Genomic DNA, 22029 nt, shown 5'->3' on the forward strand with positions numbered 1-22029 from the left:
CCGTGTCCTCAGCATCGGAATCACGTCCATGGTCGCGTCATCAGCGGTGGTGGCGGCGTCATGAGTAGTAGCAGTGCGGGCGTTGATGGCAGGGCGAGTATCGGCGGATTGAGCGACAGCGAGGGCGATGGCGAGGGTGATGGCGGCGTGGGCGACAGTGGGGGCGGTGGTGACGGCGTGGACGGCGAGGGCGGCGCGGACGACCGGGATCCGAGCGTGGTCCGGGTGCTGATCGTGGACGACGATCCGCTGGTCCGGGCCGGGCTGGCGATGATCCTGGCCGGTGACCGGACGATCCGGGTGGTGGGGCAGGCGGCCGACGGGGCAGAGGTGCCCGCCGCCGTGGCCGTGCAGCGGCCGGACGTCGTGCTGATGGACATCCGGATGCCTGGGGTCGACGGGCTCGCCGCCACCGAGGCACTGCGACGGCGGCCCGGTGCGCCCGAGGTGCTGGTGCTGACCACGTTCGACGCCGACGAGTTCGTGTTGCGGGCGTTGCGGGCCGGGGCGAGCGGATTCCTGCTCAAGGATACGCCGCCGGGGCAGATCGTGGAAGCGGTGCTGCGGGTCGCCCGGGGTGAGGCGATGCTGTCGCCGAGCGTGACCCGTCAGTTGATCGCGCACGTCGCGGTCGTGGCGCCGCCGCCGCGGGACCGGGCCGCGGAACTGCTCGGGCGGCTCAGCGCGAGAGAACGGGAGGTGGCGCTGGCGATTGCCCGGGGCCGGACCAACGCCGAGATCTCGGCGGAGCTCTTCATGTCGGTGGCGACCGTCAAGGCGCACGTGTCGCGGGTGCTGGCCAAGATCGATCTGAACAACCGGGTCCAGGTGGCGCTTCTGGTACACGACGCGGGGCTGGTATGAACCGCCGAGGGCCGAGATCATCGGAGCGGATCCCGGCGGCGAACGGCCCAAGTCCGGCAGGAGATGCTATTCGAAGAGCGAGTGGTCGCGACCGCCCTCGGCCCGTGCACGGGCCCGGCGGCGGAGCTGGATCACCACGATATCGACGGCCGCCACCACGGCCCAGCCGACCAGCAGCCACCCCGGGAGGGTCCAGCCCGCGCGGAGCAGCAGCACGGCCAGGACCGCGCAGACCACCAGACCGAACGAGGCCAGGGCGAGCCTGAGGTTCAGCGGGCTGTAGGGCTCTTCGACCGTGCCCCGGCGGCCTTGTGGTTGCGGACCGATCGGCATGCGCCGAAGCCTACCCACCGTCGGCGTGGCGAAACCGGTCCGCGTACCCGCGTACCCGCGTACCCGGATCGGGCGTGTGCCGGATACCGGCGCGGCCTCGTCCGACCGGTTGATCGGGATCGGCGGAGTGGATCAGATTCGTCATGATCGAAAAGTTTCTATATCAATAGTTCGTTGTGGACGCGATGATGGGGGACGGTCATCCCATCGAAGGAGGCGACATGTCCCAGCCGGGCGCCACCTCGCAGCAGGACGCGGTCACCGAGCGGCGGCTCGGCACATGGCCGATCTTCATCATCGCGGTGTCCGCCATGACGCCGCTCACCGTGGTCGCCGGGGCTCTGCCGCTCGGCTACGGCCAGGTGGGCGAGAAGGGGCTGCCGGTCGCGTACATGCTGGTGGCCGCGGTTCTCGGCGTCTTCGCCGTCGGGCTCGCGGCGATGGCCCGGCACGTTCCCAACCGGGGTGCCTTCTATGCGTATGCGGCTGCGGGACTCACCCGGCCCGCGGGTGTGGGCACCGCCTTCGTGGCGCTGCTCGCGTACAACGCCATGCAGATCGGGCTCTACGGTGCCTTCGGCGTCGCCGCCCACAACGCGGCGGCCATTTTCGGACTCGACGTCTCCTGGGTGGTGTGGGCGTTCCTCGGCTGGGCGGTCATCGCCGGGCTGGGCCGGCTGCAGATCGACCTCAACGCCCGGATCCTGACCGTCCTGGTCTGCGCCGAGGTGCTGATCGTCCTGATCTTCGACTCGGTCATGCTCGGCAACCCGGCCGGTGACACCGTCTCGTTCGACACGCTCAACCCGGCGTTGATCGCCAGCGCCGGTGGCATCTCGCTGCTGGTCGCCGCGGTCGCCGGCATGGTCGGCTTCGAAGCGCCGCTGGTCTACGCGGCGGAGGCCCGCGACCCGCGCCGCACCGTGGCCCGCGCGATGGGGCTCACCCTGCTCGTCGCGGCCTTCCTGTACGGCGGCACGGCCTGGGCGATGTCGGTCGTCGCCGGGCCGGACCAGATCGTCGCGGTCGCCGCCGACCACCTCGACGACCTGTTCTTCTTCCTGCCCGAGCCGTACCTGTCCACGGTGGTCGTCGACCTCGGCCGGATCTTCTTCGCAACCAGTCTCTTCGCCGCGATGCTTGCCTTCCACCACACCGTCGCCCGGTACGCGCTGACCGTCGCCCGCGAGGGAGTCCTGCCCGAGGCGCTGGCCCGCACCCGCGACGATGTCCCGGTCAACGCGTCCCTCGCCCAGTCCGGCCTCACCGTCGCCGTGCTGGCGATCTTCGCTCTGGCGGGGTGGAACCCGACGACCGACCTGTTCTTCTTCGGCACGGTCTCCGGCGGCCTGGGCGTCCTGGTCCTGATGACGATCGCCTCGATCGCCGTGCTCCGCTTCTTCCGGCGCGGCGACCACGGCGAGACCCGCTGGCGCCGATCGGTCGCCCCGTGGATCGCCACGGTCTTCCTGACGCTCATCCTGTTGCTGACGGTCGCGTTCTTCGGTGACCTGCTGGGCAACGACAACACCTTCCAGGTCGTGTCGGCGCCGTTGTCGTTCCTGCTGGCCTACCTGGGTGGCGTCTACTGGGGTCGCAAACTGCGCAAGACCAGCCCCGAGGTGTACGCCGCCATCGGCACCGGCCTACCGCCGGGCGCGCCCACTCCGGCCGCCGCACCGGTGACCGCCGCCGACGGCAGCAGCGACTCCAACACCGGCGTCGTCACCGGCACCAGCACCAGCACCGACGCTGACGCTGACGCCGACTCCAGCGTGGATGCCGCCACTGATTCCAGCGCCGTCGCCGAGCCCGGTGCTGTCGCGGAGCCCGGCACTGTCGCTGAACCCGCCACTGGTGACGGGCCGAGCGTTGGTGCTGCCACCCGTTCCGGTGTCGGTACCGACGCAGACACGAGGCCGAGCGTCAGCAGCGGTTCGGGATCGGACGGCCAGATCTCCGGCGCGGCTACCGGGATCAACGGCGGCAACGGCAGCGTCGGCGGACCCAACCCTCCCGGACCGTCGATCGCGGATACGGGTACCGAGACGACGAACAGCGGATCGGGGTCCGGCCCTGCGGAAACCGGCGTCGGCCCGGCGGCAGCCCGGAACGGTTCGACGCCACCGGCCGCGACCACCAGCTTCCCGACACCGGCGGCAACGGAGTCGACACCGCTTCCTCCCGCGGATGCGACACCGGCGGCAACGGAGTCGACACCGGGAGCCGACCCGCATACGGAAGCCACTGCCGAAGACCGCGGAGCCTCCGCCGGGCAAGGCTCTTCCGCCGGAGAGGCGGACGCGGGTGCCGGCCCGGCCGCTGGAACAGTGTCGCCTTCGGGCGTCAGCGAAGGCGCAGGGGCGGAGGCCCCATCGGGCGCTGTCGTCGGTGCGGGGAAGGACGACACGGCGTCGGGTGCTGACGAGGGTGCCGGGGGAGGAACTGTCGCAGGGGATACGGAAAATGCCGGCGAGGATGTCGCCGACACGCCTCAGCGTCCGAGCCCCCGCAAGCGCGCCCCGTCTCCCCGTCCCCGTAGCCCCCGTCCCCGAGTGCCGCGTTCTCGTCCCGCCCTCGAGGACACTGACAGCACCACGAATACCGGCAACACCACGAATACCGGCAACACCACCGATGCCGGGGACCAGGGTGTCGTGTCCTCCACCGAGGCTGACGCAGCGGCGGCAGTCGACAAGCCCCGGCCCCGGACACCCCGTCAACGGTCGCCCCGGCGGCCGCGACCGGTCGCCCCGGACAACGCTGATTCGTCGGAATCCCCGGAGGACACCGTCTGAGTGCCACCGCATCGGCCCTGCCGCTCGCAGCAAACCAGCCGAGGCTGCGAGCGGCATCGCACCCCTTCGCGTCCGACGAGGTCCGCGCATGATGTGGGCTCGGGTGGGTCGACGACAGCCGAATGGAGCGCTCATTCCGCGATCACGGAATCGGTCGCCTCGGTATGACACGCGGTGGAGTGGCGTGGCCCGTGCCGAGGGCAGGCTGAACACCGTGCCGTCCCAGCGACGTGCCCAGCCGTCCAACTCCAGCCACACGCCGGGCCGGGCGGATTCGTTCGCCCGGCTTCCCCGTGAACGCCGGCGGGCGGGGCAGAAGTGGACGCCGAAAACTGTCGTACCCCTGTTCTAATCTCTCGCCCATGGTTACCGCGGCATACAGCTACCTCGGTTCGTCGACTCTGGACGACGGGCTCACCTTGCAGACCTCCGGCGGCCCGGCGGCGCATCCCCGGTTCTTCACCGGATTCCTGACCGACCCCGGTGCCGCGGCCACCGGCCTGCTGAGCGTGGCCGAGGTCGCCCGCACGCGATACTTCCGGCCGGTCAGCCCGGCCAGCCTCGACCCCGTGGTGACCGCCGGCTCCGACCGGCTGCGATTCGAGTCGTTCTCCGGCTGCTGCGGCGTCTATGCCCGGATGGACGTGCTGCCCGCCGGACTCGACGGTGACATCGTTGCGCACGGCACCACCAATGTGGACGTCAACGCGCCCCTGCAGCGGGCCCTGTCGCGGGTCGGGCGCACCGATCCGCTGCAGGTCGCCGTCGGCCCCGACGATCTGACCGTGACGACGTTCGACGGCGAGGTGGTCGAGCGCAAGGTGCCGTTGCCGTCCCGGTGGCTGCGCGGTTTCGCCGAGGCGCAGGTGCTCACCTCCCGCTTCGACCCGCGGGCGAGGATCGGTGTCACCGAGGCCCGGGCGCTGCTCAACCGTCTTGCGGCGGCGGACCGGTCGGTGCTGTGGGCGGTTCCCGCCGGCCGCACACTGCGCTTCACCTCCCGCCCTGCGCCGGGCGCGGTCTGCCTGCCGGGCGCCGGGCGTCTCGTCGCTTTGAAGCCCTTCTTGCGGTACGCGGTGAGCCTCACCGTCTACGGCCCGCCCGTCGCGGCCGGCAGCGGACCGGTGGCCAGCACCTGGGAGTTGGGCACGCCGTCGCTGCGCCTGTCGCTGACCCTGTCTCCGGAGCCGTACCGCGGCTTCTCCGGCGAGGGGGCGGTGCTGGAGTCGTTGTCCAGCGACGAGGCGGCCGACGACGCCGACCTGATCAGCGCACTGCTCTCCTGGGATCCGACGATCGACGTCGACGCGCTGGCCGCCTCGTCCGGTCTCGGCGCGCAGCGGGTCCGTGACGCGCTGACCCAGCTGGGCACGGCCGGCCGGGTCGGCTTCGACGTCGCCGAGGGGGGCTACTTCCACCGCACCCTGCCCTACGCGGCCGACGCGGTGGAAAAGATGAACCCTCGTCTGGCCGGGGCCCGGTCACTGGCCGCCGCCGGTGCGGTCACGGCCGGCGCGGGGGTGTCGGTGGTGGTCAGCGGCGACGAGACCTACCACGTGCGGCACGCCGACGGTGTCTTCTCCTGCACCTGCCCGTGGTGGGCGAGACACCGTGGCGGCCGTGGCCCGTGCAAGCATGCGCTCGCAGTCCGGATCGTCTTAGCCGAAGCCGAAGCCGAAGCCGACAACGATGCCGGCGCCGACGTTGCTGCTGGTGGTGCGGGCGCCGGTACTGGTCTTGCCCGTGGTGCGGGTGCGGCTGGTGGCGCTCATGCCGGTACGGTCACCGGCACCGCTTTCACGGAGACCGCGGAGGCCTGCGCATGAGCATCACCTGGGAGGAGATCGACCGGCTCTCCCGGGCCGGCGAGTTCGGGGTTCTCCAGCGCCGGCTGCTCGCCGCGACCGCGGAGGAGCGCCGGGCGCAGGCGGCCGCGATCGAGGCGGGGATCACCGCGCTGCCGCCCGATGACGGGTGGCGCTCCGACCACCATCCCGCTCCCGGCTACGCGATGGCGATCATCGGGTGCCTGCCGTCGGCTGCTCGTGCGGCGGCATTGCTCCGGCGGCGTCAGTTGGATTCGTGGACCTGGTCGCGTACCCCGGAAAGATATTTGGAAATCGCCCGGACCCGTGACCAGGCCTGGATCGGCGATCTCGGTGCGCGGCTCGCCCAGCGGATCCCGGCCCGAAGTCCGCACGCCTCCGAATGGTCCGTGGCGAGTGCGTTCCTGCACGCCGGTGGGGCTACCCCGACGATCACCGAGGGTGCGGTGCGGAGTTGGCTGTTCGACCTGACCCGGCCGCATTGGCGGAACCGGCCGGTTCCGCCGCTGAGCATGCGGATGCGCGACGAGCCGTTCCTCGATCTGCTGATTCCGGCCCTGTTCACGGTCGACGGGCTGGGGATGAACCTGGCCGCCGTCCAGTGGAACGAGGAGACGAAGGAGTGGGACGGCGCGCCCCGCATCGTCACGGTGATCGCGCACCTGGTCGGTGAAGGCCGGCTGGAACGCAAGACCGTGCTGGCCGCCACCGTGGACCGTCTCGTCCGCGGTGACCGGGCCACCGCGCTGCGCCCGTTCGCGGTGTTGCACGACGTGCTCGCCCCTACCGAGGACGAGTTGTCCACGCACGCGCTCGACTATGCCCGGATGATGGCCGACGGCAACGGCGCGGTCGCCGCCCTCGGTCAGCGGTCCCTGCGCGCGGTCGACGACAGCGGGCGCCTCGACCTGGAAACCCTGCTTGACGCCAGTGCCCCGGTGCTGCTCCGCCCCGAGAAGACCCTGGTCAGAACCCAGCTGACCTGGCTGGACAAGGTTTGCCGGCGGATGCCGGAGCGGGCCGGCGAGATCCTCGAGACGATCGCTGTCGCCTTCGGTCACTCGTCACTCGCCCTGCAGGAACGCGCCCTGACAGTGATCGCCAAAAGGATCGGCGACCTGGACCCGGCAACCGTGGCCCGTCTCGCCGACGCCGCCGGGGCCCTCACCGGCGACATGCCGGCCCGGGCTGCCGCGGTGTTCGGCGCTGCTACAGAGTTTGGTGCTGCCACGCCGCTTGGTGCTGCCGTGTCGCTTGGTGGTGCCACGGCGTCTGGCGGTGTCACGGCGCTCGGTGCTGCGACGAGGCTTGGCAGTGCCACGGTGCCCGGAGCCGTTGCACCCGAGGTCGCAGACCGGGTCGAGGTGCGCACCGGCGGTACCGATCGCACCGGCGGTACCGATCGCAGCGACGTCGACTGGCTCACCATGCCCTCTGTCGACTCGGGTGCGCCACCTGTGGTGCCGGGACTTGTGCCTGGCGATGCGGGCGGGCCGTCGGTGGTCTCGGGCCTGGGATCGGGCGTTGCGGAGCTGCTGTCCGTGCCGCCTGTCGCCGCCATGCCTGCGCCGATCGATGACGCGGCCGAGCTTGCTGAGGCGGTCGCGAGTCTTGTTCACGACTCCACGGCCGTCGGGTGGGAGCGCGTGCTCGCCGGGCTCGTCGCGCTGCACGCCGCCGGGGAGCGGGAGGCGATCGCGGTCGCGCTGCCGCCGGTTCTCGACCGGTATCCGCGCATGTTCATCAAGAACAACTGGAACATTGGTTCGGCGGGCGTCTACCTGGCCGCGGCGATCCGCACCGCGGCGGGCGAACCCCGCGACGAGGCGAACCATCAGTGGACGGTCGCCACGGTCCGGACGGCCTGGCAGGAGGGCCGGCGTGGCGGGGCCGACTCGCCGATCGGGATTCGTCCGTCGGACGTGCTGGCGCTGCGGGTCGCGGAGATCGCCGTGCACCTCGGTGGGCCGGTCACGCCGACGCTCGTCGCTACCCCCACTCACGTGAACGGCAGCCTCGACGCCGCCGTTCTGCTCGACCGTCTGCGGCGGGCTGAGGCCGAGGGATGGCAGCCGTGGGCGTTCGACCTGGAACAGGCTTTGCTCCGGGTGCCGCATACCGCAGCTCCTGAGGTCGTCGCGCGGGCAGAGCGTCTCACCACGCCGGCTGGGCGGCAGTTCGCCCAGTGGCTCGTGTCCGGAGGGCTGCCCGACCCGGTCAGTGAACGGTTCGTCCAGGAGGGTGAGAGGAACCTGCGGGGCGAGTACACCTGGAGTGCGCCGGTCCGTCGCCGGGTCGTGGCGTCGTTGCGGCCGGCTCGGGACGGCGGTCTGCGGCTGGAACGACAGTTGCTCACCCGAGAGCCGGGGCGGCATCCGTCGTATACGCCGGGTGACTTCGACGGGGTCGCGGACGTGCTGGCCATGGTGCTGCCGCACCACCGTGAGGCGGCCGTCGCCTGGGCACTGGGGGACCTGGCCGCCCTCGCCGACCAGGACCAGCGGGGCAGCGGGCAGCTGTTGCCGATCCTCGCCGAGTGTTCCGGGCCGTTCGGGCCTGCTATGTCGGTGGCGCTGGCCTACGTGTTCGCCGCTAAGCAGGAGGCGGACCGGGCCGCGGGCGTCGACATGTTCCTGGCGCTGGCGGCCGGGGAGCCGACGTTCTCCGCTTCCTCGGTCGGTGTCGACCTCGCTGATCTGGCCGCGGACAGCACGATCAAGCTGAGCCGGGCTATTCCGGTGCTCACCGACCTGCACCGCGCGGGAGCTTCTGCGGCGTTGTGGGAGCTGTTGGTCGCGGCCCTGCCACCGTTGATGCGGACGAAACTGCGGGCCGTGCCGGATCTGCTCGAACTGGCTACCCAGGTGGCGGCGGAATCGGGGATCACGGGCGGGATCGAGGGACTCGAGGAGGTCGCGCGGCGACCAGGCAGCTCTCGGCTGGTCACCGAGGCAAAGCGGCTGCTGGCGATCCTCACCGGGCGTGGACGAGAGAGTCAGGTGCGGTGAGGGCGTGGCTCGCTGGCCGGACGAGACGCCCAGCCCGCCTCACCGGCCCAGCCTGCCTCGCCGGCCGCCTCCGGGCCTGCCCGCCGACCCGGACTGCCCCACTGGCAGGGCTGGCCTCCACCGGCCCAGCCTGCCCCTCCGGCCCGGGACGAGCGGTTCGGGCCGGCAGGGCGGGGGCGACTTCGGCGGTACGGGAGGACGTGCAGACACGGCCGGTCCGCGTGGCTCGTAGGAGGAACACCGGGGTGGTGTTCGGCGAGGCGCTGGACGAGAGGGCGGCGACAGGGCGGGTCAGCCGGCCTGGGTGAGGATGTCGTTGACGATTTTCTGGACCACGGCCTTGGTGGCGGGCTGGCTGTAGACGCCTACTGCGATCTGGTACTTCGGGGTTCCGGTGGAGGGGAAGAAGTGGCTCATGTCCAGGATGTAGCGGCCCTTGGCGTCCTTGGCCTTCTCCACGTACGAGGTGGTGGCGTCGAGCGACTTCGACGTGGCGCCGTCGTCGAACCAGAGCGCGCTCATCTCCTTGCGGGTGGCCGCCGTGCACGGCGAAGTGCACGGGCGCAGCATGATCTGGAGGCGCTTACCGCGGTCCGGTTCCGGGGCGCTCGCGTCGAACGGGTTGCCCTCGTCGACACAGACCCACGCCTTGGCGTCCTCGATGTCGATTTTGCCGGCCAGGCATCCCCAGCCGGACGGGGTACGGAACGCGAACGGGTAGCCGCTGAGCGCCATCGTGTAGGTCTCGTCGTTGGAGCTGTACGACGGACCGCTCAGGGTGCGGGCGGTCGCCGAACGCAGCGTCGGCTTCGCCTCCGAACCGGAGGTGGCTGATCCGCTCGAACCGGACGAGGTGGACCCGTTCGGGCCGGACGTGGCGGTCGGGCCGGCGGACGGTGCGGAGTACGTGGGGACGGTCGGCAGGGCCGGCGCCGAATAGGCGGGGAACGTGGGCAGCGTGGACGTCGTCTGTGAACTGCTGGACAGGCCGATGGCGCCGAGGCCGCACATGCACAGGATGAGAAGGAGCGGGATCACCATGAGGGCGATGTAGGCGGCCAATCCCCGGTATTTCTGCGGGGCGGGGCCGATCGAGCCGTCGAGCCAGACGATCAGCGGTACGCGGTACTCGACTTCGACGATCTGGCCCGGGTACACCGGGACGAACAGTTCGGCGGTGCCGATCCGGGACGGCAGCAGGTACGGCACGTGCACGTGCAGGTGGTGCTGACCGGGCGGGACCGGGATGACGGTGCGGCCCCACGCGCCGGGCACCCGGTGGCCGTTGACCGCCAGGAACGGACGGAACAAGGCCAGGAGGAACGCGGGCCACGGGTACTTGGTGGTCACGGCGATGGCTGTGACGTCAGAACCACCGGATACGGGACCCGCGGGCGGCGGGAAACCGGGCGCCGGCGCGCCGAAGGACGGTTGCCCGTCGAACGGTGGTTGCTGCGGCGTGGGTGCGCCGAACGGCTGTTGCCCGTCGAACGGTGGCTGCTGCGGCGTGGGTGCGCCGAACGGCGGCGGTCCGTCGAACACCGGCTGCTGCGGTGCGCCCCACGAGGGCTGCTGTGGGGTTGGCGCCCCGAACGACGGCTGTTGCGGAGTGGATGCCGCGTATGGCTGCTGCGGTGCCCCGGACGGCGGCTGCGGAAGCGCGGGTGTTCCGAAAGGCGGCTGCGGTGCCCCGGACGGCGGCTGCGGAAGCGCGGGTGTTCCGAACGGCGGCTGCTGCGGGGTGGGTGCGCTGAACGTCGGCGGCCGCGGTGTGCCGGCCGGCCCGGAGGTGGGGTCCGGCGGTACCGGGTGGGACGGCCCGGCCGGGGCGCCCCAGGCCGGTGGCCGGGGTGTGGCGGTGGGGACGCCGAACGTCGGTGGGGCGGGCAGCGGCGGCAGCGGGCCGGGGGTGCCGAACACCGGAGGTTCGGGGAGGGGGAATTCGGACGAGGGAACCCCGGAGGACGGTTTCTCCGGCGCGGGCTCGGACTGGCCCGGGGTGCCGGGCGTCGAGCCCCACGGTGGCTGGTTCTGGTCGGGCATGGAGTTCCTTCCCCGTCGGCGAATCCGGGGAAGTGTACGTATCAGCAGCTCACGGGGGTTCCTCAGGTTCGCCGGGAGGGCTGTTTCCTCCCGGGTCACCGTCGCTCGTCCGCTAAGTCAGGAAAAGCTCCATAAAACATTAAAACAAGGAAATATCCGAGCGCACAGCAACGACTCAAGCTGACCAAAACACCGAACAACACAAAACACGAAATGTCCGGATAAATATGTGAAGCGCCGCCCGTCTGGGGAGCCAAGCGGCGCTCACAGTGTGCGTTGTCTAACAACGCGACGATCAGACGGCTACACCCCTCACTTGCCGATCTTCACGTTGAACACCGGGTTCGCGGCCAGCTTCTTGAACGCCGCCAGACTTCCCGGCGTGCTGTCGATGCTGATGTCGCGGTCGCCCTGGTCGTCCTTCTTCGTCTCGAAGTGCACGATCGCCTTGATCGCCGGCCGCTTCGCCAGCTCCGGCAGCACGCTGTTGTACATCGCCGACTTGTCGGTGTCCTGCCCGACCCGGTGGTATCCGCCCCACTCCGCCACCATGAACGGCTTGCCCGGTGCCTTCTTGACCGCCCAGTTGTAGAACCCGTCCGGCGCGTTCTTGCCCTTGCGGTCCAGCAGGTCCCCGAAGTCGCCGTAGTGGTACTGACCTTTCTGCACCGAGACGTACGAGTCCAGGCCGATCCAGTCGACGATGTCGTTGCCCGGGTACAGGTCGTTCCACCAGGACTGGTTGATCCAGCGCTCGTTGCCCATGTACGCCATCACGTTCACCGCGTTCGTCACGCCCTGCTTACGGAGCCGTTCGATGGTGTGCCGGTACATGCCGCGGAAGTCCTTGGCGTCCATGCCCTTGCCGGGCGTCTTGGAGACGTCGTTCTCCGGCTCGTGGTTCAGGACGATGAAGAACTTCTTCCCGTACGCCTTGAAGCGCGCCGCCGCCGCGTCGATCCGCTTGTCCAGCTTGCCGGAGGCCACGTCCGCCCAGGTCTCGTCGCCGACCGCCACCTTCCAGTTCAGCATCAGGACGCGCGGGTTCGACAGGTCGTCGGTCATCGCCATCTCGGCTTTGGTGGGGAACTTCTCGTCACCCTTGTGGTACTGGTGGAAGATCGCCGCGGTCTTGCCGCTGGCCTTCTCGAACGTCTTGAGGGCCTCGTCGCGGGGTGTCGGCGAGAACCCGCCGGCCGCGCCGCCCCACAGGATGTTGCAGCTGGGGACGAGTTTCGCGTCGGTGACGCAGTCCTTGCCGGCTTTCGGGGCCTGGCCGGACGGTGCGGGGGTGGCGTCGGGTGCTGCGGCCGGTGCCGCGGCGTCCGTGATGATCACCAGTTCGGGACCGTGGTCGCTCTCGGTCGAGCCGAACCGGGTGACCTCGTCGTTCGAGGTGACCGCGAACGAGTAGGTGCCGGGGCCGTAGACCTCGCCGCTCAGGTCGAAGCCGACGGTGTCGTCACCCTCTCGGGGGGTGGCCGCGGCGACCGCCATACCCAGTTTCGGCATGTGCGCGCCGTCGAGTTTGCCCTGCGTCCAGCCGTTGTCGAGGACCCGCTTGACGGTCAGTTCGCCGTGCGGGGCGCCGTCCGGGTGCAGTTCCAGGCGGGCGCCCTTGACCGTCGTGCCGTCCGGGACGGTGAACTTCACGAACGTCGTCTTGACGTCGTTGCCGTCCTTGCCGGCGACCAGTTTCTTCTCGTGGCCGAAGATGGCGGCGGACCGTGCCGTCGACGTGTAGGTGTCGTCGGTCGCCTTGATCGCCACTTCTTTGCTGGTCTTCTTGACGGTGGGGGCGGCTTTGGCCGCGGCCGGGATCAGGACGGCGGTGCCACTGGCGAACAGCGCGGTCAGAGTGTGCACCGTCTTGGAAAGCTTGGCTCGACGCATCGTTGCGATCTCCCCCAGATCGTTCCGGCGGTGACCCGCCGGGCATGGGGGAGAGATTTCAGGCCGGGAGTTGCAGTCGAGTGCCCTTACCGGTGCCGGTCGGTTGCGTCTTCCTCTGGCCCGTTCGGGCACGTCGCACGGCCGTTCGCGGTGGTCCGGCCCGGCGTTCGGCGTCGGCTTTCCGGCATAGGGGGTACGCGTCGGCACGGCGATCGTGGCTGCGGCGGAGAACGAGCGCAGGGGGCGTGGGGGCGACGGTGGACTCACGTCGCGGCGGGCCGATCTGGATCCGCCGGTGGTCCGGACGTTGAGGTTCCGGGCACCGGTACCACCGGCGGATCGGCCGACACGAGCCGCGTTGCCTTCTGAGCGGCGCGGCTCCTGCCGGGTGCCGGCGGAGATGACCCGCTGACGTGAGGACCCTACGATTTCCCGGCATCCGGGAACGGGGGAGGGCGGCGCGGATCGATCAACCGGAACGGTTTCGCGTGACCGCACCGCTCGAACAGTGCGTGACGACGGCGGTGGCGCACGCGAGTCGGCCCGGTTAACCCGCCTGCTCAAGCTAGTGGCGCATGTCACACGATAATTCCCGTGAGGTGACTGAGGGTATTGTTAACTGTGCGTACTGAGGTCGTTGAGTGCGGAGAGCGCCCGGATCCGGCCGTGCTGCCCCGTCCTGGCGGGGTGGTGACGGAGCGAATCGGTGAGCGTCCGGTCCCCGCAGTGGGGGCTGCGGGGACCGGACCGGGGGTGGAATCAGGCTTGCGGGATCACTTCGCGGCGGTCAGGTCGTACACCGTGGCGCTGCCGACCGTGGTGGCCGTGTAGTTCGCCTCGACCCAGGTGGCGATCTGCGACGACTGGGTGGTCTCGCCGTCACCGCCGCCCATGCCGCCGCCGCGGCCACCGGCGATGTAGTAGGTGATCTGGCCGTTGCCGACGTAGGCCTGGAACTGCTCCAGCGTCGGCGCGGGGTCGGAGCCGTCCCAGCCGCCGAGGGCGATCACCGCGGTGCCGGTGGCCAGTTCCAGGTCGGCGGCCGACGTGGCGCCGGAGACCGCGCCGGACCAGGTGGTGGTCGTCTTCTCGAGCAGCGCGTTCAGCTCGCTGTTGCTGTTGGACCCGCCACCCATGCCACCGCCGCCGTCGCCCCCGCCGGGCCCGCCGCCCTGCGCCCGAGCGCCACCGTCCTGAGACTGACCGTCGGGGGACTGGCCGCTGTCGGAAGACTGGCTGTCGGAGGACTGGCCGCTGTCGGAGGACTGGCCGCCGGAGGAGGAGCCGGAACCTGAGGTGCCGGTCGGAGCAGGGGCGGAAGCACCGTCGGAACTGGTGGAATCCTCCGGCGACGACTCGGCCCCGCTGGTGCGGTCGGGCCGGTCCCCGCGCGTACCCCCTCCGCCGCCACCCGGACCACCGCCCATGCCGGACGTTCCGGACGGCCCGGAGGTCGGAATCGACCCGGTGTGCGCCACCGTGACCGTGACCGTCGCGTAGGCCGCGGTCCCCAGGCCCGCCGAGAGCAGGCCCGCGACGACACCCACTACCGCGAGACGTCGCAGCTGGGCGGCGGGAGCGGCGAGCGCGAGCGCCGCGACCACACCGGCGGCCAGGGCGACCCACCGCAGTGCCGGGATCCATTCGGTACGCCCGAGCAGCACGAACCCCCAGCCCGCGGTGGCCAGGACCATGCTCGCCAGCACCAGACGTGCCCAGAGTTCGGCGCGGTAGAGCCACAGCACCCGGGCGCCGATGCCCACCATCGCGGCGATCGACGGGGCGAGCGCGACGGTGTAGTACGGGTGGATCGTTCCGCTCATGTACGAGAACACGATCCCGGTGACCAGCAGCCACCCACCCCACAGCAGGGCGGCAGCCCGCGCCCGGTCGGTCCGCGGCGCCGTCCACGTCACCGCGAGCACCGTGACCAGGGCGATCAGTGCGGCCGGGAGCAGCCAGGAGATCTCGGTGCCCATCGCCTCGCCGAAGAGCCGTCCGATGCCGGTGGACCCGCCGAACGCGGTGTTCCCGCCGCCGCCCATGCCGCCGCCACCGCCGGCGTTGCCCGATCCGCCCAGGATGCGGCCCAGGCCGTTGTAGCCGAGCGCCAGCTCCCACAGGGTGTTGTTGGTGGATCCGGCGATGTACGGGCGGGAGGACGCCGGCCAGATCTCGACGAGCGCGATGTACCAGCCCGCCGAGACGATCATCGCGCCGCCGGCGAGGAGCAGATGCCTGATCCGTCTTCCGGTGCCGGCCGGGGCGGCCACCAGGTAGACCAGCGCGAACGCCGGCAGCACCAGGAACGCCTGCATCATCTTGGTGAGGAAGCCGAACCCGAGCAGCACGCCGGTCAGCGCCAGCCACTTGGCGCTCGCCGTCTCGGTGGCCCGGACCGTGGTGTACGCGGCCGCCGTCATCAGCAGCACCAGCAGCGCGTCCGGGTTGTCGTAGCGGAACATCAGCACCGCCACCGGGGTGACCGCCAGGGCCGCCCCCGCGAGCAGTCCGGCGGTCGGCCCGAACCAGCGTTTCACGGCCGCGTACAGCAGGTAGACGCTGGCCACGCCCATCAGGGCCTGCGGTGCCAGGATCGCCCAGCTGTTCACGCCGAAGATCCGCGCGGACAGGCCCATGATCCACATGGCGGCCGGGGGCTTGTCGACGGTGATCGCGTTACCCGCGTCCAGCGAGCCGAACAGCCATGCCTTCCAGCTCTGCGCGCCGGCCTGTGCGGCGGCCGCGTAGAAGCTGTTGCCCCATCCCGACGCACTGAGGTCCCACAGGTACAGGACCGCGGTCCCGAGCAGAAGCAGTACCAAAGGAACACGCTCTGGGACACTTCGGGACCGGTGGCGTGCAGTCGTCGTCATGGGACTAACCTCGCGAGTAGTTCTACGACGGCTCTGTGATCAATCTGTGGGCCGTCTGTGAGCTGCAACTTCGCCGCCGGTGGCACGGGGCCCGTGCCACCATGGGCGATATACGTGCGAGTGGCCCGGTCCGGAGTGGGAGAGATGAGCGAACACGTTTCCGACAGCGCCGAGTGGCAGAACCTTCAGGGACTCGCGGAGAAGTTCGCTGCGGTGCACCTGCGCGACCTGTTCGCCGGCGACCCGCGGCGCGGCGAGCGCTACGCGGCCGAGGTCGCTGACCTCTACGTCGACTACAGCAAGAACCTGGTCAGCGACGAGGTCCTGAGCGCCCTGGTGGCCCTGGCCGGCCGGGCGAAGCTGAGCGAGAAGATCACCGCGATGTTCTCCGGTGAACACATCAACATCACCGAGGACCGTGCCGTGCTGCACACCGCGCTGCGGCTGCCGCGGACGGCCTCGCTGGTCGTCGACGGCCAGGACGTCGTGGCCGACGTGCACGAGGTCCTCGACCGGATGGGCGCGTTCGCCGACAAGGTGCGCTCGGGCGAGTGGACCGGGCACACCGGTCAGCGGATCAAGACGATCGTGAACATCGGCATCGGCGGGTCCGACCTCGGTCCCGTGATGGCCTACGAAGCGCTGAAGGAGTTCTCGCAGCGCGACATCGAGGCCCGGTTCGTGTCGAACATCGACCCGACCGACCTGTACGAGAAGACGCAGGACCTCGACCCGGCTACGACGCTGTTCATCATCGTCTCCAAGACGTTCACCACGCAGGAGACGTTGACCAACGCGCGCGAGGCCCGGAACTGGCTGCTCGCATCGCTGAACGATGACGCCGCCGTCGCGAAGCACTTCGTGGCCGTCTCGACGAACGCCGCGAAGGTCGCCGACTTCGGCATCGACACGGACAACATGTTCGGCTTCTGGGACTGGGTGGGCGGCCGCTACTCGCTCCCGTCCGCGGTCGGCCTCTCGGTGCTCATCGCGATCGGCAAGGAGAGGTTCGCCGAGATGCTCGCCGGCTACCACGCCGTCGATGAGCACTTCCGGACAACGCCGATCGAGCAGAACGTTCCGGCCCTGCTCGGGCTGCTCAACGTCTGGTACGACACGTTCCTCGGCGCGCAGTCGCACGCGGTCCTGCCGTACGCGCAGTACCTGCACCGGTTCGCGGCGTACCTGCAGCAGCTGACCATGGAGAGCAACGGCAAGTCGGTGCGCCTGTCCGGCGACCCGGTCACGTACCAGACCGGCGAGGTGTTCTGGGGCGAGCCCGGCACCAACGGCCAGCACGCCTTCTACCAGCTCGTGCACCAGGGCACCAAGCTGATCCCGGCGGACTTCATCGGGTTCAGCAAGCCGAACCACGACATCGGCGAGATGCACGACCTGTTCATGTCGAACTTCCTGGCGCAGACCGGCGCGCTCGCGTTCGGCCGCACCCTGGAGCAGGTCAAGGCCGAGGGCACCGACCCCAAGGTCGCGCCGCACCGGGTCATGCAGGGCAACCACCCGACGACCACGATCCTCGCGGACTCGCTCACGCCGACCACTTTCGGTCAGCTGGTGGCGCTCTACGAGCACATCACGTTCACCCAGGGCGTGATCTGGGAGATCAACTCGTTCGACCAGTGGGGTGTCGAGCTCGGCAAGGTGATGGCCAACCAGCTCGCGCCGAAGCTGACCTCGGCCGACGCGCCCGCCGACGACGCCGACTCGTCCACCAACGCCCTGATCAAGCGGTACCGGGCGGCCCGCGGCCGGTAGTCGTTGCCTAGGCTCAGTGTCGTGGACGCGTCTACGGCACTGAGCCTTCGCCTTTCCAGCCTGCTGCTCGGCTCCCACCCCTGTCGCTCGGTGCTCGAGGTCGCCGAGTGGTTCGGCGCGATGCAGGCGCAGGACCTCAACAGCGTGCTCTGGTCGCTGGGCGCCCGGCTGTCTGGCTCGTCACTCGCGTCGGTGATCGCTGAGACCGAAGAACGAACGGTCGTGCGAACCTGGCCGATGCGCGGCACGGTCCACCTGATCCCGTCCGCCGACGCCCACTGGATGCTGCAGCTCACCGGCGTCCGCGCGCTGGCCGGCGCGGCGAAACGCCGGGAGATCCTGGGCCTGTCCGAGGAGACGGTCGACAAGGCGGCGCAGATGCTCGGCGAGGCGCTCGCGGGCGGCCGCCGCCTGACGCGATCCGAGTGCCTGGCCGCCCTCACCGACGGCGGCGTCGCGGTGAGTGGTCAGCTCGGCTACCACCTTCTCTGGTACGCGAGCCAACTCGGCGTGACAGCCATCGCCCCGAACCGCGGAACCGAACAGACGTTCGTGCTCCTGGACGAGTGGGCCGCGTCCCGGGTCACCTATGAACGGGAGGAAGGCCTGGCGATCCTGGCCCGGCGCTACTTCCAGAGCCACGGCCCGGCCCCGCTGAAGGACTTCGCCGGCTGGACCGGCCTCACCATGGGCGACTGCCGCCTGGGTGCCACGGCGGCCGGCCTGGTCGCCGTGGACGTCGACGGCACCGCGATGTGGGCCACCCCGGAGACCCTGGACGCGGATCCGGTGCGCGGCTGGTGGGCGCTGCCCGGCTTCGACGAGTACATGCTGGGCTACAAGGATCGTTCCCTGATGGCCACCCCGGCCCAGGTGGCGGCCGTGATCCCCGGCGGCAACGGCGTGTTCCAGTCCACCCTGGTGCGGGACGGCCACGTGATGGCGACATGGAAGCGCGCCCTGGGTAGGAAGGCCGTGACGATCACCGTCAACCCGCTGGCCGACTTCGACCTTTCAGACGCACAGCCGGCGCTGGAGCGATACGCCGCCTATCTCGACCTCCCCATGATCGTGAAGCCCGTCTGACCCCCTTGCGGGTGACGGTGCCGTTTGCGGGTGACGGTGCCGTCCCCATCTCGAGCGCAAGGCCGGGCACGCCGGCAGGCGATCACCAGGAGCGGCCAGCGCGGGCCGGGGCACCGCCGCCCGGCCATGCTCCATCCCACCAACACGCCCGGGCCGGGCGCCGCCGCACCGCCGCGCTCGACGTCTCGAGTTCCATCCCACCTACACGCCGCTCGAGCTTGTAGGCCGGCGACGTGATTTCCACCTTCGACGACGGCACCGTGCCCGCAGCCCCGTGAAGGTCCGCCGCCCGTCAGCCGTCGCTCGTTGCTCGTTGCCCGTTGCCCGTTGCCCGTTGCCCGTTGCCCGTTGCCCGTTGCCCGTCAGCCGTTGCTCGCTGCTCGTCAGCCGTTGCTCGTTGCCTGCCGCTCGCCGCTCGTCAGCCGTTGCTCGCTGCTCGCCGCCTGTCATCCGCTGCTCGTTGCTCGCCGCCCACCGTGACAGCCCTGCGCGACGGCTGGCGGTGGGCGGCCGTCGGTTACGGCATTTTTGGCCTCCGTCCTGAGCCGTGGTGAACGGCTCGGAGCGGTCAGCCGTCGTCGGTGGCTCTCCGGGTGATCGAATACAGCCGTGGTCGACGGCCGAGCAACCCCAGCCGTCGACCACGGCTGTCGGGCCGGATGCGGTCGACCGTGGGCGACGGCTGACACCGACCTGCACCGGCTGACACCGACCTGCACCGGCTGACACCGACCTGCACCGGCTGACACCGACCTGCACCGGCTGACACCGGCATCGGCCGGCATCGAGCGGCATCGGCTGACATCGACATCGGCCGACATTGGGCGGCGCTGAACGGCCGATGAGTGGTGACCATGGACGACGGCTTGGGGTAGAGCGCCGGGCTGCGTGGGAGCGCCGGCCGTGCCGGCGGCCCGGTGTTAACAGTTAACAAGCCTTGATATTTATAGATGTGAACGCCAGGATGAGGCCATGGGAGTTCGACGTGGGTTGATATCCGTGGTGGTCGGAGTGCTGGTGGCCACCGGGGCGGTGATCGGATGGTCGCCCAGCGGGGCGGCGGCGGTGGCCTGCTCGTCGACGGTGTGGGCGGAGGGTCCCACCTACACCGCGGGACAACAGGTGACCTATCAGGGGCATCTCTACCAGGCGCTGGTCACGCATACCGCCTACGCCGGGACCGGCTGGAACCCGGCGGCCACGCCGACCCTGTGGACGGACCTCGGCGCCTGCACCGGTGGCACGTCACCGACGCCGACCACGTCACCGACCACCAGCCCGACACCGACCACCAGCCCGACACCGACCACCAGCCCGACACCGACCGCCAGCCCGACGCCGTCGCCGACCGGGAGCGGCGGGACCTGCGCCACCAAGGGCCGACCGACCGGCAAGGTGCTGCAGGGGTACTGGGAGAACTGGGACGGCGCGTCCAACGGCGTGCACCCGGGCATGGGCTGGATCCCGGTCGACGACTCCCGGATCGCGCAGCACGGGTACAACGTGCTGATGGCGGCGTTCCCGGTGATCCGGCCGGACGGGACGGTGCTCTGGGAGGACGGCATGGACGCCGGGGTGAAGGTGCCGACGGCGGCCCAGATCTGCGCGGCCAAGGCGGCCGGGTCGACGGTGCTCATGTCGATCGGCGGGGCCACCGCCGGCGTGGATCTCAGCTCCAGCGCGGTCGCCGACCGGTTCGTGGCGACGATCGTGCCGATCCTCAAGGCCTACCAATTCGACGGCATCGACATCGACATCGAGACCGGGCTCACCGGCAGCGGCAGCATCGGCACACTGTCCACGTCGCAGGCCAACCTGATCCGGATCATCGACGGGGTGCTGGCCGCGATGCCGTCGAACTTCGGGCTGACCATGGCACCGGAGACCGCCTATGTCACCGGCGGCAGCGTCGTCTACGGCTCGATCTGGGGCTCCTACCTGCCGATCATCAAGAAGTACCTGGACAACGGCCGCCTGTGGTGGCTGAACATGCAGTACTACAACGGCAGCATGTACGGGTGTTCCGGCGACTCGTACGGCGCGGGCACCGTGCAGGGCTTCACGGTGCAGACCCAGTGTCTTGCCAACGGTCTCACCATTCAGGGCACCACGATCCGGATCCCGTACGACAAGCAGGTCCCCGGTCTGCCGGCGCAGGTCGGTGCGGGCGGCGGGTACATGACGCCGGCGCTGGTCACGCAGGCGTACCAGAGTGTTCCGGGGATCAAGGGCCTGATGACCTGGTCGATCAACTGGGACGGCTCGAAGGGCTGGACCTTCGGCGACACGGTGAAGTCCCTCCAGGGCCGCTGATCATCCCGGCTGCCCGTACGGTGAGGTCCTTCCAGGGTCGCTGATCACCGTGGCGGCCCGCTCACCGAGCCGCCAGCTCGGACCGCACGAGTTCCAGCAGCCGGCCCAGCCAGTTGGCGCCGCTCGAACTCCAGTACCGCGACGCCCAGTCGCTGTAGGACAACTGGGCGTCGCCGGTGCCGAGCAGTGTCGCCGCCATCGCCGGGTGGCGCTCGAATTTGTCCCGCAGCAGCGCGGTCATCACGCCCAGCCGGGCCGCCGGCCAGCCCGTCCGCCGGGGCGCCTCCTCGCCGAGCTTCCTGGCGTCGAGGCCCCGGTCGGCGGCGGCGATCCGGTCGTGCCAGCCGGTGTCGTCGGTGGACAGCGCCCAGTAGGCGTGCATGACACTGGCGTACGGCCGGCCGTCACGCACCACCGTCGCGGGGTAGTCGATCTGGAGGACCTCCAGGCCCGCCGGATCCGGCCAGCCGTTCGGGTAGACGTGCCCGCCGACGGCCAGCGCAACGGTCGACTCCGGACCGTCCGCCACCCGCCGGGCCTGGCTTCCGGCGACCGCGGCCCTGCTCCGGCGGAAGTAGTCGAGGGCCTGCTCCCGGACCTCCGGGGTCACCGTGAGCGTGCTTCCCTCGTTGCGGGCCGGGATCGTCTCACCCACCTCGGCGAGCAGGATCCGGACCGGAACGTCGTTCTGGTCCATGTCGCCGAGCATGTAGATCCGGCGGTGTTCCGGCACCGCGTGGTACGACCCGCGGACGGTCTCCAGGTTGGCCGCGGTCGGGTCGGCGGCGTACGCCAGGAGCGCGTTCCAGCAGCGCCGGGAGGAGTCCGGCCGGTCGTTGAGATCGTCCAGGTCGTCGGCGAGGTCGCCGATCAGCAGCTCGGGAGTCAGCCACGACTCCAGCGCCGGCACCGTCCCGCTCGCTGTCCCCTCGATGATCAGCGGTGCGCCCTCGGGCGGCGTCAGGGTCAGCGTGCCGTCGGCGAACGCGGCGCGCAGCCCGTCGACGTCGGTCGAACCGAATCGCCAGAGGACGGCGCCGTCGGCGAAGACACCGAGCGTGCTGAGCGCGTACCGGTCGCCCCGGTTGACGAAGATGAGGCGTTGTCTTCCCTGGATGACGTCGTCACCGGCCATCCGTGACGTCGCGGTGCTGTCCGGCATGCCGGCGAGCGTACAACGGCACCCACGCCCGGGCGGGCGGCGGCGTTGACCCCG

At 70.4% G+C, this 22029-nt stretch carries 12 protein-coding genes; 7 read left to right on the top strand and 5 right to left on the bottom strand.

The features are described 5' to 3' along the window. The first annotated feature begins 60 nt into the window (after positions 1 to 60). A complete protein-coding gene (locus QSK32_RS32790) occupies positions 61 to 864 on the top strand; it encodes a response regulator transcription factor (RefSeq protein ID WP_083449279.1) in 804 nt (267 codons plus the stop codon). A gap of 66 nt (positions 865 to 930) precedes the next feature. Here the strand turns inward: QSK32_RS32790 and QSK32_RS32795 are convergent, their stop codons facing one another. After that, positions 931 to 1197, bottom strand: coding sequence for a hypothetical protein (locus QSK32_RS32795; RefSeq protein ID WP_045744743.1), 267 nt, complete (start codon positions 1195 to 1197; stop codon positions 931 to 933). A 221-nt stretch (positions 1198 to 1418) separates the two neighbouring features. Between QSK32_RS32795 and QSK32_RS32800 the strand changes: the two genes are divergently transcribed. From QSK32_RS32800 to QSK32_RS32810, 3 genes are all read left to right on the top strand, one after another. Beyond that, positions 1419 to 3995, top strand: coding sequence for an amino acid permease (locus QSK32_RS32800; protein WP_285474032.1), 2577 nt, complete (start codon positions 1419 to 1421; stop codon positions 3993 to 3995). A 362-nt stretch (positions 3996 to 4357) separates the two neighbouring features. Then, entirely contained in the window at positions 4358 to 5821 is a 1464-nt protein-coding gene (locus tag QSK32_RS32805) for a DprA-like winged helix domain-containing protein (protein ID WP_285474033.1), read from the top strand. Further along, entirely contained in the window at positions 5818 to 8829 is a 3012-nt protein-coding gene (locus QSK32_RS32810) for a DUF6493 family protein (RefSeq protein ID WP_285474034.1), read from the top strand. The genes QSK32_RS32805 and QSK32_RS32810 overlap by 4 nt, the downstream gene beginning before the upstream one ends. 291 nt (positions 8830 to 9120) lie before the next feature. On the opposite strand, the gene QSK32_RS32815 is transcribed toward QSK32_RS32810, so the two are convergent. The 3 genes from QSK32_RS32815 to QSK32_RS32825 all read right to left on the bottom strand — a co-directional run bounded on the left by QSK32_RS32815 (position 9121) and on the right by QSK32_RS32825 (position 15590). After that, positions 9121 to 10872, bottom strand: coding sequence for a hypothetical protein (locus QSK32_RS32815; RefSeq protein ID WP_285474035.1), 1752 nt, complete (start codon positions 10870 to 10872; stop codon positions 9121 to 9123). Between the two features lie 312 nt (positions 10873 to 11184). After that, complete coding sequence (locus QSK32_RS32820; RefSeq protein ID WP_045744744.1) at positions 11185 to 12765, bottom strand: DNRLRE domain-containing protein; 1581 nt, start codon at positions 12763 to 12765, stop codon at positions 11185 to 11187. A gap of 773 nt (positions 12766 to 13538) precedes the next feature. Beyond that, a complete protein-coding gene (locus QSK32_RS32825; protein ID WP_285474036.1) occupies positions 13539 to 15590 on the bottom strand; it encodes an ArnT family glycosyltransferase in 2052 nt (683 codons plus the stop codon). A gap of 195 nt (positions 15591 to 15785) precedes the next feature. Here QSK32_RS32825 and pgi point away from each other — a divergent pair, with 195 nt between their 5' ends. The 3 genes from pgi (at position 15786) to QSK32_RS32840 (ending at position 20813) form a co-directional block, all read left to right on the top strand. Further along, positions 15786 to 17414, top strand: a complete 1629-nt coding sequence (gene pgi / locus QSK32_RS32830; RefSeq protein WP_285474037.1) for a glucose-6-phosphate isomerase — start codon at positions 15786 to 15788, stop codon at positions 17412 to 17414. 21 nt (positions 17415 to 17435) lie between these two features. After that, positions 17436 to 18500 carry a winged helix DNA-binding domain-containing protein gene (locus QSK32_RS32835; RefSeq protein WP_285474038.1) on the top strand — a complete coding sequence of 355 codons (1065 nt, stop codon included), beginning with the start codon at positions 17436 to 17438 and terminating at the stop codon, positions 18498 to 18500. A gap of 972 nt (positions 18501 to 19472) precedes the next feature. Beyond that, the gene (locus QSK32_RS32840) at positions 19473 to 20813 is read left to right on the top strand and encodes a carbohydrate-binding protein (protein ID WP_285474039.1); all 1341 of its coding nucleotides are present in this window, start codon (positions 19473 to 19475) and stop codon (positions 20811 to 20813) included. A gap of 61 nt (positions 20814 to 20874) precedes the next feature. On the opposite strand, the gene QSK32_RS32845 is transcribed toward QSK32_RS32840, so the two are convergent. Further along, complete coding sequence (locus QSK32_RS32845) at positions 20875 to 21975, bottom strand: NADAR family protein (RefSeq protein ID WP_285474040.1); 1101 nt, start codon at positions 21973 to 21975, stop codon at positions 20875 to 20877. Between the last annotated feature and the right edge of the window lie 54 nt (positions 21976 to 22029).

This window comes from Actinoplanes sp. NBRC 101535 (genome assembly GCF_030269225.1).
Lineage (GTDB): Bacteria > Actinomycetota > Actinomycetes > Mycobacteriales > Micromonosporaceae > Actinoplanes > Actinoplanes rectilineatus.

Coding starts and splice junctions, on each gene's coding strand:
- QSK32_RS32810 (WP_285474034.1), top strand. CDS start 5,818: ATGAGCATCACCTGGGAGGAGATCGACCGGCTCTCCCGGGCCGGCGAG.
- QSK32_RS32820 (WP_045744744.1), bottom strand. CDS start 12,765: ATGCGTCGAGCCAAGCTTTCCAAGACGGTGCACACTCTGACCGCGCTG.
- QSK32_RS32800 (WP_285474032.1), top strand. CDS start 1,419: ATGTCCCAGCCGGGCGCCACCTCGCAGCAGGACGCGGTCACCGAGCGG.
- QSK32_RS32805 (WP_285474033.1), top strand. CDS start 4,358: ATGGTTACCGCGGCATACAGCTACCTCGGTTCGTCGACTCTGGACGAC.
- QSK32_RS32790 (WP_083449279.1), top strand. CDS start 61: ATGAGTAGTAGCAGTGCGGGCGTTGATGGCAGGGCGAGTATCGGCGGA.
- QSK32_RS32845 (WP_285474040.1), bottom strand. CDS start 21,975: ATGCCGGACAGCACCGCGACGTCACGGATGGCCGGTGACGACGTCATC.
- pgi (WP_285474037.1), top strand. CDS start 15,786: ATGAGCGAACACGTTTCCGACAGCGCCGAGTGGCAGAACCTTCAGGGA.
- QSK32_RS32795 (WP_045744743.1), bottom strand. CDS start 1,197: ATGCCGATCGGTCCGCAACCACAAGGCCGCCGGGGCACGGTCGAAGAG.
- QSK32_RS32815 (WP_285474035.1), bottom strand. CDS start 10,872: ATGCCCGACCAGAACCAGCCACCGTGGGGCTCGACGCCCGGCACCCCG.
- QSK32_RS32840 (WP_285474039.1), top strand. CDS start 19,473: ATGGGAGTTCGACGTGGGTTGATATCCGTGGTGGTCGGAGTGCTGGTG.